The sequence below is a fragment of the Arthrobacter humicola genome, from assembly GCF_022803015.1.
GTDB lineage: Bacteria > Actinomycetota > Actinomycetes > Actinomycetales > Micrococcaceae > Arthrobacter > Arthrobacter humicola_A.
This window is the reverse complement of sequence record NZ_JAFKON010000008.1, coordinates 210,164-223,304: the sequence shown is the minus strand read 5'-3', so window position 1 is coordinate 223,304 and position 13,141 is coordinate 210,164. Positions and strand designations below refer to the sequence as shown.

The window sequence follows — 13,141 nt, the reverse complement described above, 5'->3', positions numbered from 1 at the left end:
CGCTTCCGGCGAATTCGAGGACGGCCTGCGGCCTGCCCTAGCGGCGCGAGGCGTCGATGAGGTCCTTGTCCTCGTCCCTGCCGCCGCCGCCCGGACCACCAGCAGCCGCATCCGCAGCAGAGTCCGGACCAGCAGCCGCCCCCGGGGCCGCGTCCGGACCCGCAGCCGCCCAGGCGTGGCCCTGCTCGTGGTCCAGGTGCGTGGACTTCTTGTTCTTCAGGGCGAAGATGTAGACCAGCAGGGAGATGCCGATGGCCACGGTGACGTAGGTGAAGAACAGCTCTTCCTGCCCGGTCTTCTGCAGTGCAGCGCCGATGAGCGGGACGGTGCCGCCGAAGAGAGAGTTGGCGATCGCGTAGCCCAGGCCCACCCCGAGGGCACGGATGGACGCGGGGAAGAGTTCGGCCTTCACCAGGGCGTTGATGGACGTGTAGCCGCCTACGATCAGCAGGCCGCCCATCATGAGCAGGAACGCGGTGATCGGATCCTTGGTCCCGGCGAGCGCGGACAGGAGCGGCCAGGTGAACAGGACGCCGGTGATGCCGAACCACAGCAGCAGCGGTTTGCGGCCGACCTTGTCCGAGATGATGCCGTAGACCGGCTGGAGCAGCATGAAGATGAACAGTGCCCAGAAGTTGATGACCGACGTGTCCGTCTTGGCGATGCCGGAGGTATCGTTCATGAACTTCAGGATGAAGTTGGTGTACGTGTAGAACGCCACCGTGCCGCCAAGGGTGATTCCGATGCAGATCATGAGCGGCTTCCAGTAGCTGGTGAACAGCAGCTTCATGGTCCCGGGCTGCGCCTGGCCTCCCACGGCAGGGGACTTTGCGGCCTCGAGCTGTTCGGCCGAGACGGTTTCCTCCATGGAGCGCCGCAGCCACAGGACCACCAGCGCGGCCACGCCGCCCACCGCGAACGGGATGCGCCACCCCCACTCGGTCAGCTCGGCCTTGGGCATGGCGTTCTGCAGGACCACAAGGACCAGCAGTGCCAGCATCTGGCCGCCGACCAGGGTGACGTACTGGAAGCTGGAGAAGAAGCCGCGGCGCTTGGAGGTGGCAGCCTCGGACATGTACGTGGCGCTGGTGCCGTACTCACCGCCCACGGAGAAGCCCTGGATCACGCGGATGAGGACCAGCAGGATCAAGGCCCACAGGCCGATCACGTCCTGGGTGGGCAGCACCGCGATCGCGAAAGAGCCCGCAGACATCATGGTCACGCTCAGTGTCAGCGCGGCCTTGCGGCCCTTGCGGTCGGCGTAACGGCCAAAGAACCAGGCACCGATCGGGCGCATCAGGAACGACGTCGAGAAGACGGCCATCGCCTCGAGGCCGGCCTGGAGCTCGTCCTTGGAGTTGAAGAAGTGCGCCTGGAAGTAGGCCGCGAACACGGTGTAGACGTAGAGGTCGTACCACTCGACAAGGTTGCCGGCCGAGCCTTTGAGGATGTTGCCGACGGCTTTCCGGGTCTGGGCCGCTTCGGTCAGTTGGGTGCTCATCAATGAACCTTCCTGGATCCGGCGCCGCCGGTAAGCAACACCGTCCGCCACCCTAGCCCGCGTGATCCGGAACACTCAGGTTTTGTTCATACTGTTCATGGAATGTTTGTTCATGAGCACAATGCTGGCGGATTTGGCGGGATGGCAGGATGGGACCATGACTTCTACCGCATTCGATTCCACCGCCCTGGCGGATGGCGCTGCTGCTTCCGATACAGCTACCGGGCCCGCCTCCTCCCCCGCCGTCGCGCTGACCATCGCAGGCTCCGAAGCGACCGGCGGCGCCGGCGCGCAGGCTGACCTGAAGACGTTCCAGGAACTCGGCGTCTTCGGGATCGCGAACCTGACCTGCATCGTGTCCTTCGACCCCAAGGACAACTGGAACCACCGCTTTGTCCCGGTGGACCAGCAGGTCATCGCGGACCAGCTGGAAGCGACGACGGCGGCTTACGGTGCCGCCTCCGGCGCACCGGCCGTGCTGGACACCGTCAAGATCGGCATGCTGGGCAGCCCGGCGACGATTTCGACCGTGGCCGCGGCGCTGGCGGCCGGGCAGTTCGCCAACGTGGTGCTGGATCCGGTGCTGATCTGCAAGGGCCAGGAGCCGGGCCACGCCCTGGACACCGACCAGGCGCTCAAGTCCCACATCCTGCCGCTGGCCACCTTCGTCACCCCCAACCATTTCGAGGCCGAGTCGCTCTCCGGGCTGGAGATCACCGACGTCGAGTCCCTCAAGGCCGCCGCGGTCCGCATCCATGAGCTCAGCGGCGCCGCGGTGCTCGCCAAGGGCGGCGTGCGGCTCGAAGGCCCCGACGCCGTCGACGTCTACTATGACGGCGAAACCCTGGAAGTCCTGTCCGCCCCGAAGGTGGGCGAGGTGGCAGTCTCCGGCGCCGGGTGCTCATTGGCCGCGGCGGTGACGGCCGAGCTCGCCAAGGGCGCGACGCCGCTGGCCGCCGCCCGGACGGCGAAGGCGTTTGTGACCGCCGGCATCCGGAACCGCGTGGCCTCGGGCGCCCCGTTCGATGCCTTGTGGCAGGGCGGCCCGCGCTAACTCGTTGCTGGGATCATTGGAGGAAACGGCAATGGCACAGCACTTTGAGTCCGTGGAGGAATACATCGCCTCGTTTCCTGCTGACGTGCAGGAGGCGCTGCAGGAGATCCGGCGGCACTGCCATGCCGCGGTACCAGGATCAGGGGAGATGATCAGTTACGGCATCCCGACGATCACGCTCGGGGGCAAATACGTCGTCTATTTCGCGGGCTGGGCGCACCACATCTCCGTCTACCCCGTGCCCGACGGCGACGAATCGCTGAGCACGGAACTCGCCCCCTACCGCGCAGCGAAGGGCAGCCTGAAGTTCCCGTTGCGGAAGCCTGTCCCGTACGAGCTGATTGGAAAAGTGGCGGCGGCCTTGGCACAAGAGCGCCGGAGCGGGACTCCCTAAGCCGCCGAGTTCGCCGGAGTCCCTCCAATTCGCCGGAAGTTTGTGGCGAACTGGAGGGCTTCCGGCGATGTGGGTGCCGGTAGGCCACCCGTCAGCGCGGGTCCGCGACCTTCCCCATGAAGACCGGGAGCCCGGTTTCGGTGTGCACGACCTGGTAGAGGAACGGCCGGTCGAAGTCGATGGTCTGGTCCGGGAGGGGCCGCACACCGGTCACGGCGCCGTTGATCTGCGTCACGGCGGCGGCCACCGTTCCCTTCTCGGCAACGGTGATGTCGGCGGCCTGGGCGGCCTGCGTAAGCGTCAGCTTCGGCTGGATGGCGTCGAAATCTTCGGTGGTCACCAGGGTCCTGGCCAGTCCCAGCGCTTCAAATACCTTCCGCAGGTCGAAGGTGCTCTTGTGGTCCCACTTGGGCAGGGAGATCAGTGCGGAGACCTCCTGGGCCGTGTCCAGGGCCGCCGCAATTGCCGCCAGCTTGGCCGCCGTGAGGGTCTCCGGCCCAACGCCTGGACCGGGCAGCACCAGCCGCATGGCAAAACCTTCTGCGTATGGCAGCTCCACCGCCCGCCAGCCAGGGCCCTCCGCATAGGCCAGCTGCAGCGAGTTGTACATGGTCGGCACGCTGATTTCCTCGCCACCTGAGGTCGTGAAAGGTCCGTCCGAGGTGTCGTTCGGGTCGAAAGGAGACTGCCACGCCGCGGCGAAGTACAGGGCATTGAGGAGGCTGAACGTGTTGTCGCGATCGTACTCCGCGGGTGCTTTCTTGATCCGGCCGCCCGTGTTCCGGTCCACCCAGGCATCCAGGGCCGGCCTCGTGGCGGCCTCATCCCGGAAATCCACGGGGTACACCCCGGTGCCGTAGTGCCGGGCAAGGGTTTCCAGGTAGTTCCTCCCGGTTGGTACATCCTTGTCCACAAACAGACCGTTGGCCGCATGCATGACCGGCTTCCGGGGCGGATCCTTTTCGTCGACCGAGCCGGGATCACCGTCATACGCCGCCAGGGACTCGAGCAGGGCGTTCATGGCCTCATCCCGGTTGCCGTCCGGGAGCCCCAGCACCTGGTCCATTTCGACGGCGGTCTCCCCGGACGCCCCTGCCCGCAGCATGGCGAGCGCGATCAGCAGGCTGCCGGGGGACGACACCACGTTCCCTTCGGCCCCGTCACCGCCGTCGGCCAGCAGCGCGGCTCCCAACGTCAGGGCGGAAGCCCGGAATGCCTGGAATTCGGCAGCGTACGCGGCGCGGTCCACCGGAACCCGTTCGACGCCGTCGGCCTTCACAAGCCCTGGTACCGGGGGCGCACAAGCCGTGAGCACCGCGATGGTTCCCGCCGCCACAATTTTCGCCACGCGGTGATCTTTCATGGCCACACCTTTCGCCTCGATGGGTGCGCAGTTCGCCGGAATGTCTCCGGTTCGCCGGACATATCCGGCGAACCGGGCAGCTTCCGGCGAACTCGCCGGGCCCCTAGCGCCGCGGGACGTTCCGCAGGTTGCTCCGTGCCATACTGACGGCCTCGCCGGCACCCCGGTTCAGGACCACTTTGGACATGGCCGTGGCGAAGCCCAGGACCTGCGCGCCCTTGATCTTCGGCGGGAGGGACAGCGCCTTGGGGTCCGTGATGAGCTCCACCAGCGACGGGCCGGGGTGGGCGAAGGCTTCCCGGTACGCAGCCTCGATGCGGGACGGATCCGTGACGCGCTCGGCGTGGAAGCCCAGGGCCCGGGCAACGTCCGCGTAGTTGGCGTCCGGGACGTCGACGCCGAAGTCCGGGAGCCCGTCCACCAGCATCTCGAGTTTCACCATGCCCAGGGTGGAGTTGTTGAAGACCACCACGTTCACGGGCAGCCGGTGCGCGGCGACCGTGATGAGCTCGCCCAGCAGCATCGACAGGCCGCCGTCGCCGGAGACCGAAACCACCTGCCGGCCGGGGTAGGCCAGCTGGGCGCCGATCGCGTGCGGCAGCGCGTTGGCCATGGACCCGTGCAGGTACGAGCCGATCAGCCGGCGGGTGCCCAGCGGGTTGATGTACCGGGCGGTCCAGACATTGCACATGCCGGTGTCCGCCGTGAAAATCGCGTCCCTCGCCGCCACCTGGTCCAGCAGGGAGGCAGCATATTCCGGGTGGATCGGCTGTTTCGTCCCGACGTTGCGGGTGTACGCCCCCACGGCCTTGTTCATGAGCCGGTCGTGCTTCTTCAGCATCGCATCCAGGAAACGGCGACTCTTCTTGGCCGTGACCAACGGCATGAGGGCGGCAAGGGTGGGGAGGACGTCGCCGTGCACTGCGACGTCGACGTCGGTCCGCCGCCCCAGTTTGTGCGCGGCCCGGTCCACCTGCGCCGTCCGGGTTCCGGGGAGGAACTGGTCGTACGGGAAGTCCGTTCCCAGCAGGATCAGCAGGTCCGCGTCCTCGATGCCCTCGGCCGCGGCGCCGTAACCCAGCAGCCCGGTCATGCCGATGTCATAGGCGTTGTCGTACTGCATGAAGTCTTTGCCGCGGAGGCTGTGGCCGATCGGCGCCGCGATCAGCCCGGCGAGCGCAATCACCTCGTCGTGCGCGCCCTCGACGCCGGCACCGGCAAAGATGGCCACCTTGCCGGCGGCGTTGATGGCGTCGGCCAGTTCCTGCACACTCGCGGGGTCCGGCATCAGCGCCGCCGGCCGGAAGGTCGCCGGGGCCGGCGTTTCGGCCGTCGCCTCCAGGCCGGCGATGTCACCGGGAAGGGTCACGACGGCGACGCCCCTTAGGCCGACGGCGTGCTGGATGGCGCTGTGCATGACGCGGGGCGCCTGCTCCGCGGTGCTGATCAGCTCGGAGTAGACCGAGCACTCGTTGAAGAGCCGGTCGGGGTGGGTTTCCTGGAAGAAACTGCTGCCGATCTGCTTGCTGGGGATGTGCGAGGCGATGGCCAGCACCGGCGCCCCGGAACGGTTGGCGTCATACAGGCCGTTGATCAGGTGCAGGTTGCCGGGCCCGCAGGAGCCGGCGCACACCGCGAGCCGGCCGGTCAGTTGGGCTTCCGCCGCCGCGGCGAATGCGGCCGCCTCCTCATGCCGGACATGGATCCAATCGATACCGCCCTGTTGCGAGCCGCCGGTCTTGCGGACGGCGTCGACAATCGGGTTGAGGCTGTCCCCCACAATCCCGTAGATCCGCTGCACGCCGGCAGCCTGGAGTTGTTCGATGAGCTGGGTGGCAAGTTCCTTGGCCATGGGCGCACGCTCCCGCGAGATAGATCGATGAGCTGACACAGGCCAATATAGTCTGCCCTGCGGTCAGCCACGCCCAAGGGGACGCTCCCTCACCTTCTGCAGCAAACTCCCGGACGCTCCCTCACCTGATGTGCGGGAGCGACGCACCGAAAGCCGCAGGAAATGAGGGAGCGACGAGCAGTAACGGGCAGGATCTGAGGGAGGGTCCAGGAGGAACCCGCAGGAACTGAGGGAGGGTCAGCTCCCCGAGTGCGCCTGCAGGAAGGAGTAGACCTCGGTCTCGTCCACGCCCGGGAAGGCGCCCGGCGGCATGGCCGCCAGCAGGTGGGAGTGGGCCCGGGCCGAGGGCCAGGCGTTCCCGGCCCATTCGGCGGTCAGCGACGCCGGCGGGCGGCGGCAGCAGCTTTCGTCCGGGCAGGTGGACTTGGACCGCTCGGTGGTGTCGCGGCCGCGGAACCACTTCACGTGCGCATACGGGACACCCACGGACAGGGAGAACTCCCCGTTCGCGGAGCGTTCCGTCCGGGCCGTGCACCAGTACGTCCCGGCCGGGGTGTCAGTGTACTGGTTGTAGGCGCTGAACTTGTCCGGGACGTCGAACACCACCCGGGACGTCCAGTTCCGGCACGAGAACTGACCCTCGATGGCGCCGGTGTGGTCCTGCGGGAACGTCACGCCGTCGTTCTCGTAGGCCTTGTAGATGATGCCGCTCTTGTGCGTCTTCTGGAAGTGCGTGCGGATGCCCAGGTGCTGGGTGGCCAGGTTTGTGAAGCGGTGCGCGGCGGTCTCGTAGGACACCGCGAAGGCATCCCGGATGTCCTCGACCGCGATTTCCTTGGCCTGCTTGGCCTCCTGCAGGAATGCCACGGTAGCCTGCTCGGGCAGCAGCAGCGCGGCGGCGAAGTAGTTCGTGGCCACGCGCTGCATCAGGAAATCGCCGTAGTTGTTCGGCGTCTGGTGGCCCAGGACGTAATGGCCCAGCGCCTGCAGCAGCACCGAACGGGGGTCGTGATCGCTGCGGGCGTTCTGCGTGAGATAAATTCGGCGGTTCTTAAGATCAGTCACCGAACGCGTGGAATGAGGGAGATCACCCACATGGTGGAGGCTGAATCCGAGATGCCCGGCGATGTCCGAAATGACGTGGTGGGACAGCGGACCGCTGGTGTGGCCCACCGAGGCCAGGACCTTCTGCGCCTCGGCCTCATACTCGGGGAAATAGTTGTTCCTCTCGCGCATCATCGCGCGCAGTTCACCGTTCGCGCGGCGGGCCTCCTCCGGCGTCGCGACCTGCTCATTGAGCCGGCGTTCAAGCTCATGCTGCAGGCCCACCATGGACTCCAGCACATCCATCGGAAGCCGCGAACTGATGCGGATCTTGGGCAGATTCAGGGACTCATAGATGGGGCTGCGCTGGTACCGTTCCAGCTCGATCTCCAGCGCCGCACGCCGGTTGGGCGGCTCCGCGCCGAGCAGTTCGTCGATGCTCACCCCGAGTGCCGCAGCAAGCTGCTGGAGCAGACCCAGCTTGGGCTCGCGTTTGCCGTTTTCCATCAGACTCAGCTGGCTGGGGGCCGTCCCGACGGCGGCACTCAGGTCGTCGAGCGTGAGCCCTGCCGCCTTGCGCAGATGCCGGACGCGCCGGCCCAAGCTGATGACATCCACGTCCGGCGCTGCGGGCGCGGACGACGCAAGGGCTTGGCGGTTCCAGCTGGTTGAGTGCATTTCTTGAGAATACGCGAAGAAGTGCATTTCTTTCCATAGCTTTGGTCTAGAAACCCCTTGGAAAGTGCAGAAAAGTAGAACTCACGGAAAGATTCACTATCCGGGAACAACCAACCAGGCTCTGCAGAGACGCAGACTGACCGGCCCCGGACCCACCAAGGAGACAAAGATGACTGCAGCATTTGAGCCCACCCAGCAGACGCCCGAACAGCAGGCCGCCGCACTGGAGCTCGAGTGGGCCGCCAACCCGCGCTGGGAAGGTGTGACCCGGGACTACAAGGCCTCCGACGTCATCCGCCTCCGCGGCCGCGTCTCCGAAGAACACACCCTCGCCCGGCGCGGCTCCGAAAAGCTGTGGAAGCAGCTCACCGAAGAGCACAAGACCGGCGGCTACACCAACGCCCTCGGCGCCCTGACCGGCAACCAGGCCGTGCAGCAGGTCAAGGCCGGCCTCCGCGCCATCTACCTCTCCGGCTGGCAGGTCGCCGCGGACGCCAACAACTCCGGCCACACCTACCCGGACCAGTCGCTCTACCCCGCCAATTCCGTTCCCACGGTGGTCCGGCGCATCAACAACGCCCTGCTCCGCGCGGACCAGATCGAGTTCTCCGAGGGCATCCAGACCGTCGAGGACTGGATGGTCCCGATCGTGGCCGACGCCGAGGCAGGCTTCGGCGGCCCGCTGAACGCCTACGAGCTCATGAAGTCCATGATCCAGGCCGGCGCCGCGGGCGTGCACTGGGAAGACCAGCTCGCCTCGGAAAAGAAGTGCGGCCACCTCGGCGGCAAGGTCCTGATCCCCACCCAGCAGCACGTCCGGACGCTGAACGCGGCCCGGCTCGCCGCCGACGTCGCCGGTACCCCGTCGGTCATCATCGCCCGCACCGACGCCGAGGCGGCCACCCTGATCACCTCCGACGTCGACGAGCGTGACCAGGAATTCATCCTCCGCGAAGGCGGCCAGCCGGTCCGCACCCCGGAGGGCTTCTACAAGGTCCGCAACGGGATCGAACCCTGCATCGCCCGCGCCAAGGCCTACGCCCCGTACTCCGACCTCATCTGGATGGAGACGGGTACCCCGGACCTGGAACTGGCCCGCAAGTTCGCCGAATCCGTCAAGGTCGAGTTCCCGGACCAGATGCTCTCCTACAACTGCTCGCCGTCGTTCAACTGGCGCAAGCACCTCGACGACGCCACGATCGCGAAGTTCCAGCGCGAACTCGGCGCCATGGGCTTCACCTTCCAGTTCATCACCCTGGCCGGCTTCCACGCCCTGAACTACTCGATGTTCGACCTCGCCCACGGCTACGCCCGGGAAGGCATGAGCGCGTACGTCGAGCTGCAGGAGAAGGAATTCGCCTCCGAGTCCCGCGGCTACACCGCCACCAAGCACCAGCGCGAAGTCGGCACCGGCTACTTCGACGACATCGCCACCGCGCTCAACCCGAACGCATCCACCCTGGCCCTGGTGGGATCCACCGAAGAAGGCCAGTTCCACTAGACACCCGACGGCGGCGCTTCCGCCATCGGACCGAATACTCCTCCGCGTGCTATTCCCCATTGCCGCCTTCGACACTACACACGTCGACTGGGCGGCAATGGGGCCCCTTTTACGCACGCTTCCGGAGCATCCGGCCCGCCGCCTCGTGCGCACGTCGCCAACCGCCGTCGAACTTGCTTCTTCTCTAAGGAGATTTGAAATGAACAGCTTCACTGACAACTTCACTATCAACGGGATCACGTTGACCGCGCAGCCGATTTGCCGGCAGGGCGAGGTCCTCACGCCGGACGCGCTGGCGTTTGTTGCCAAGCTGCACAAGGCCACGGCAGGGCGCCGTCGGGAGCTGCTGCAGGCACGGCAGGAACGCCGCCAGCAGATCTCCAAGGGCCGGGACCCGCGGTTCCTGCGCGAGACCGAGTCCGTCCGCAACGACCCGAACTGGCGCGTCGCTCCTCCGGCCCCGGGCTTGGAGGACCGCCGCGTGGAAATCACCGGGCCGGTCGACAAGAAGATGACCATCAACGCGCTGAACTCCGGCGCCAAGGTGTGGCTCGCGGACATGGAGGACTCCTCCACGCCGTCCTGGCGCAACGTGATCCAGGGCCAGCTGAACCTCACGGACGCGCTGGAACGCCGGATCGACTTCACTTCCCCGGAGGGCAAGGAGTACAAGCTGCGCCCGGCCGGGGAACTGCCCACAGTCGTGGTCCGCCCCCGCGGCTGGCACCTGCCGGAAAAGCACATGCTCATCGATGGCACGCCTATTGCCGGCGGGATCGTGGACTTTGGCCTGTACTTCTTCCACAACGCCCGCCGCCTGATCGCCCAGGGCAAAGGCCCGTACTTCTACCTGCCGAAGATCGAGAACCACCTCGAGGCCCGGCTGTGGAACGACATCTTCATCATGGCGCAGGACCTGCTGGGCATCCCGCAGGGCACCATCCGCGCGACCGTGCTGATCGAGACGATCACCGCGGCGTTCGAAATGGAGGAGATCCTCTACGAACTCCGGGACCACGCCGCGGGCCTGAACGCCGGCCGCTGGGACTACATCTTCTCCCTGATCAAGAACTTCCGCACCCGCGGCCCGCGCTTCGTGCTCCCGGACCGCGGCCAGGTCACCATGACCCAGCCGTTCATGCGCGCCTACACAGAACAGCTCGTCCGGGCCTGCCACAAGCGCGGCGCCATGGCGATCGGCGGCATGGCCGCGGCTGTCCCCAACCGCAAGGACCAGGATGCCAACGCGATCGCCTTCGAGAAGGTCCGCGCGGACAAGACCCGCGAGGCCGGCGACGGCTTCGACGGCTCCTGGGTGGCGCACCCGGACCTGGTGCCGGTCTGCCGCGAGGTGTTCGACGCCGTCCTCGGCGAGCGTCCGAACCAGCTCGAGCGCCTCCGTGAGGACGTCACCGCGGACGACCGCGCGCTCCTGGACATCTCCACGACCACCGGAACCATCACCGAACAGGGCATCCGGAACAACATCGAAGTGGGGATCCGCTACATCGAGTCGTGGCTGCGCGGCAACGGCGCGGTGGCCATCCACAACCTGATGGAGGACGCCGCCACCGCGGAAATCTCCCGCTCGCAGCTGTGGCAGTGGATCTTCGCCCGCGCCATCACCGACCACGGCGACGTGATCACCCGGGAGTGGGTGGAGGACATGCTGGACGAGGAATTCGCCAAGCTGGAGCGCTTCGAAGGAGACCGTTTCGCCGACGCGCGGGACATCTTCGAGGAAGTCACCCTCAGCACCGAGTTCCCGGCCTTCCTGACACTGCCGGCCTACGACCGCTTCCTGCATGAAGCGCGCGACGGCGCCGGCGTCGCCAGCGGGGACCCCGCACTGCTTCCGGCGTAGGACTCCGCGTCCCGGGCAACCGGGTCCGCACAGATTTCCGTTGGCTGGGCTGCCAGGCCCTTCGCAACAGGCACCCCGAAATCCGGGTGGCAGTCCAGCAACGGAAAATCCCCCCGTACTCGACAACGGCGTCGGTACGACAGGTAAGGCCCATGTTCCCCGCGAACATGGGCCTTACCTGTCGTCTCGACTGAAATCACCCCGGCGCGCGACAGCGAATCAGTGGGGCTTCGGCACCCGCCGCAGTGACAGGGAGGTGCCCAGGATGAACGCGGCCACCGAGCACAGGATCATCAGCAGCGGGCCGGTCCAGGCGCCGGTGGTCCCGTGGACGTAGCCCAGCAGGGTCGGCGCCACTGCCCCGAAGGAGTATCCCGTCCCCTGGACGACGGCGGACATCCGGGCCGCCGAGGCCTGGTCCCGCGCCAGCCGGATTATGGCCAGGAAGATCAGCGTGATGCCGCCGCCCTGGGCCACACCGCCGAAGGAACACCACAGCCACCACAGCTCCGGTGCGAGCAGCAGGCCCACGGGTACGGTGAGCCACAGCAGCCCAAGGGCGAGGCCCACCGCCGTCGTACTGGCGAACCGGGCCGCCAGCGGCACGCCCAGTCCGCCCACAATGGCCAGGATCTGGAAGAGCGAGGACCCCGCCCCGGCGGCTGCCGGCGACATGCCGAGTTCGTCAGAGAGCAGGCTTGGCAGCCAGGCGGTCACTCCGTAGTACGAGAACGCCTGCCCGGCGAACCCGAAGGTCAGCGCTGCCGTGATCCACCGCGAGGTGAGCTTGCCGGGCCGCCGCGGGTCCGCCGCGGGGATGGCAGCAGGTATGAATGCCCGCCGGCCAACCGCAATCACCCACACGGCGGCAGCCGCCACCGCGAACAGGCCACTGGCGGCAATCGCGGGCCGCCAGCCCAGCAGGTCAGCCAGCGGCGCCGACACCATGGAGGTCAGGAACGAGCCGATGTTCAGTGCCGCGGTGTAGGTGCCCATTGCCGCGCCTTGCCGGGCGGGGGTGAAGTCACGGCGGATGATCAGCGGGACCACGATGTTGCCGATCGTGATGGCGACGCCGAGGATCACCGTGCCCAGCATGACCAGGGCACCACCGCCGGCCGAGCGGACCACGACGCCGAAGAGCACGCCGAGCAGGGTCAGGGTGATGGCGAACTCGGGCCCCAGCTTGCGTCCGGCCAGCGAGGCCAGGGGCGCGGCGAGGGCAAAGCACAGCACCGGAATGCCGGTCAGGAATCCCAATTCCACCGGGGTAAACCCGAGATCGTCCTCCAGTTGGGCGATCACCGGGGCAACCGCCACCAACGGGCCGCGCATGTTCAGCGCGATCAGCCCGATCGCGAGCATGAGGAGCCAGCCGCGCGGCGCCCGGGCCACGCCGCTCATGGGGTGGGCCGTTGCCCGGCGGCCGGGCAGAAATATGCTTTCATCAGTCCCATTGCTATCACGGGCCCCTGCCGCACCCGCGGAATGTGACGTTTCCGGGGCGGGGCTATTGGCCCGCGAAATAGATCTTGCGAAGCGTCTCGGTGACGGTCCACGACGTCCGTTGACCTTGGCGCAGCCGTACGATGTCGCCAGTTGCGACGTCCAAGGTGCTTCCGTCGTCGAGGAACACGAGGCGGGCCTTCCCGCTCAGGACGACAAAGACCTCCTCGGCCTCGGTATCAGTGGCAGTGCCCGGGGTCATTTCCCATATGCCGACGCCGCATCCCGCCAGGTCCTCAAGCTCGCGAACCGCTGTGCTGGGATTGCCCAGAACAACCTTGTCGGCGGAAAGCGGCTCGTGTTTCAGGTCAAGACCGAGTGCCGCTGTGTGCTCGGCCGCTGAGTCCGTCATTGCTGGGTCTCCTCTGGTGGGGTCAATGGGGG

10 protein-coding genes are annotated in these 13,141 nt (G+C 67.0%); 4 read left to right on the top strand and 6 right to left on the bottom strand.

What is annotated here, in order from left to right:
- Positions 1–37 precede the first annotated feature (37 nt).
- On the bottom strand, positions 38–1,501 hold the full coding sequence (locus ARTB_RS16410; protein WP_243181494.1) for an MFS transporter: 1,464 nt from the start codon (positions 1,499–1,501) through the stop codon (positions 38–40).
- Positions 1,502–1,658: 157 nt separating this feature from the next.
- On the opposite strand from ARTB_RS16410, the gene ARTB_RS16405 reads away from it, so the two are divergent.
- Both ARTB_RS16405 and ARTB_RS16400 read left to right on the top strand, forming a co-directional pair.
- On the top strand, positions 1,659–2,555 hold the full coding sequence (locus tag ARTB_RS16405; RefSeq protein ID WP_243181493.1) for a hydroxymethylpyrimidine/phosphomethylpyrimidine kinase: 897 nt from the start codon (positions 1,659–1,661) through the stop codon (positions 2,553–2,555).
- Positions 2,556–2,586: 31 nt separating this feature from the next.
- Positions 2,587–2,949 (top strand): iron chaperone, encoded by a 363-nt coding sequence (locus ARTB_RS16400; protein WP_243181492.1) that lies wholly within the window; start codon positions 2,587–2,589, stop codon positions 2,947–2,949.
- A gap of 91 nt (positions 2,950–3,040) precedes the next feature.
- Here the strand turns inward: ARTB_RS16400 and ARTB_RS16395 are convergent, their stop codons facing one another.
- From ARTB_RS16395 to ARTB_RS16385, 3 genes are all read right to left on the bottom strand, one after another.
- A complete protein-coding gene (locus ARTB_RS16395; protein WP_243181491.1) occupies positions 3,041–4,312 on the bottom strand; it encodes a serpin family protein in 1,272 nt (423 codons plus the stop codon).
- A 103-nt stretch (positions 4,313–4,415) separates the two neighbouring features.
- On the bottom strand, positions 4,416–6,164 hold the full coding sequence (locus ARTB_RS16390; RefSeq protein ID WP_028278045.1) for a pyruvate dehydrogenase: 1,749 nt from the start codon (positions 6,162–6,164) through the stop codon (positions 4,416–4,418).
- A 237-nt stretch (positions 6,165–6,401) separates the two neighbouring features.
- Entirely contained in the window at positions 6,402–7,913 is a 1,512-nt protein-coding gene (locus ARTB_RS16385) for a helix-turn-helix transcriptional regulator (RefSeq protein WP_243181490.1), read from the bottom strand.
- 142 nt (positions 7,914–8,055) lie between these two features.
- Between ARTB_RS16385 and aceA the strand changes: the two genes are divergently transcribed.
- Positions 8,056–9,387, top strand: a complete 1,332-nt coding sequence (aceA, locus tag ARTB_RS16380; protein WP_243181489.1) for an isocitrate lyase — start codon at positions 8,056–8,058, stop codon at positions 9,385–9,387.
- A 199-nt stretch (positions 9,388–9,586) separates the two neighbouring features.
- On the top strand, positions 9,587–11,251 hold the full coding sequence (gene aceB / locus ARTB_RS16375) for a malate synthase A (protein ID WP_243181488.1): 1,665 nt from the start codon (positions 9,587–9,589) through the stop codon (positions 11,249–11,251).
- A gap of 219 nt (positions 11,252–11,470) precedes the next feature.
- Here aceB and ARTB_RS16370 read toward each other — a convergent pair whose 3' ends face one another.
- Positions 11,471–12,655: an MFS transporter gene (locus ARTB_RS16370; protein ID WP_243181487.1), complete on the bottom strand. Its 1,185-nt coding sequence runs from the start codon at positions 12,653–12,655 to the stop codon at positions 11,471–11,473.
- A gap of 106 nt (positions 12,656–12,761) precedes the next feature.
- On the bottom strand, positions 12,762–13,109 hold the full coding sequence (locus ARTB_RS16365; protein ID WP_243181486.1) for a cupin domain-containing protein: 348 nt from the start codon (positions 13,107–13,109) through the stop codon (positions 12,762–12,764).
- Positions 13,110–13,141 lie beyond the last annotated feature (32 nt).

What these genes read in the sequence shown, in the direction of transcription:
- ARTB_RS16370 (WP_243181487.1), bottom strand. Translation starts at nt 12,655, where the DNA reads ATGAGCGGCGTGGCCCGGGCGCCGCGCGGCTGGCTCCTCATGCTCGCG.
- ARTB_RS16385 (WP_243181490.1), bottom strand. Translation starts at nt 7,913, where the DNA reads ATGCACTTCTTCGCGTATTCTCAAGAAATGCACTCAACCAGCTGGAAC.
- ARTB_RS16410 (WP_243181494.1), bottom strand. Translation starts at nt 1,501, where the DNA reads ATGAGCACCCAACTGACCGAAGCGGCCCAGACCCGGAAAGCCGTCGGC.
- aceB (WP_243181488.1), top strand. Translation starts at nt 9,587, where the DNA reads ATGAACAGCTTCACTGACAACTTCACTATCAACGGGATCACGTTGACC.
- ARTB_RS16400 (WP_243181492.1), top strand. Translation starts at nt 2,587, where the DNA reads ATGGCACAGCACTTTGAGTCCGTGGAGGAATACATCGCCTCGTTTCCT.
- ARTB_RS16390 (WP_028278045.1), bottom strand. Translation starts at nt 6,164, where the DNA reads ATGGCCAAGGAACTTGCCACCCAGCTCATCGAACAACTCCAGGCTGCC.
- ARTB_RS16365 (WP_243181486.1), bottom strand. Translation starts at nt 13,109, where the DNA reads ATGACGGACTCAGCGGCCGAGCACACAGCGGCACTCGGTCTTGACCTG.
- ARTB_RS16405 (WP_243181493.1), top strand. Translation starts at nt 1,659, where the DNA reads ATGACTTCTACCGCATTCGATTCCACCGCCCTGGCGGATGGCGCTGCT.
- aceA (WP_243181489.1), top strand. Translation starts at nt 8,056, where the DNA reads ATGACTGCAGCATTTGAGCCCACCCAGCAGACGCCCGAACAGCAGGCC.
- ARTB_RS16395 (WP_243181491.1), bottom strand. Translation starts at nt 4,312, where the DNA reads ATGAAAGATCACCGCGTGGCGAAAATTGTGGCGGCGGGAACCATCGCG.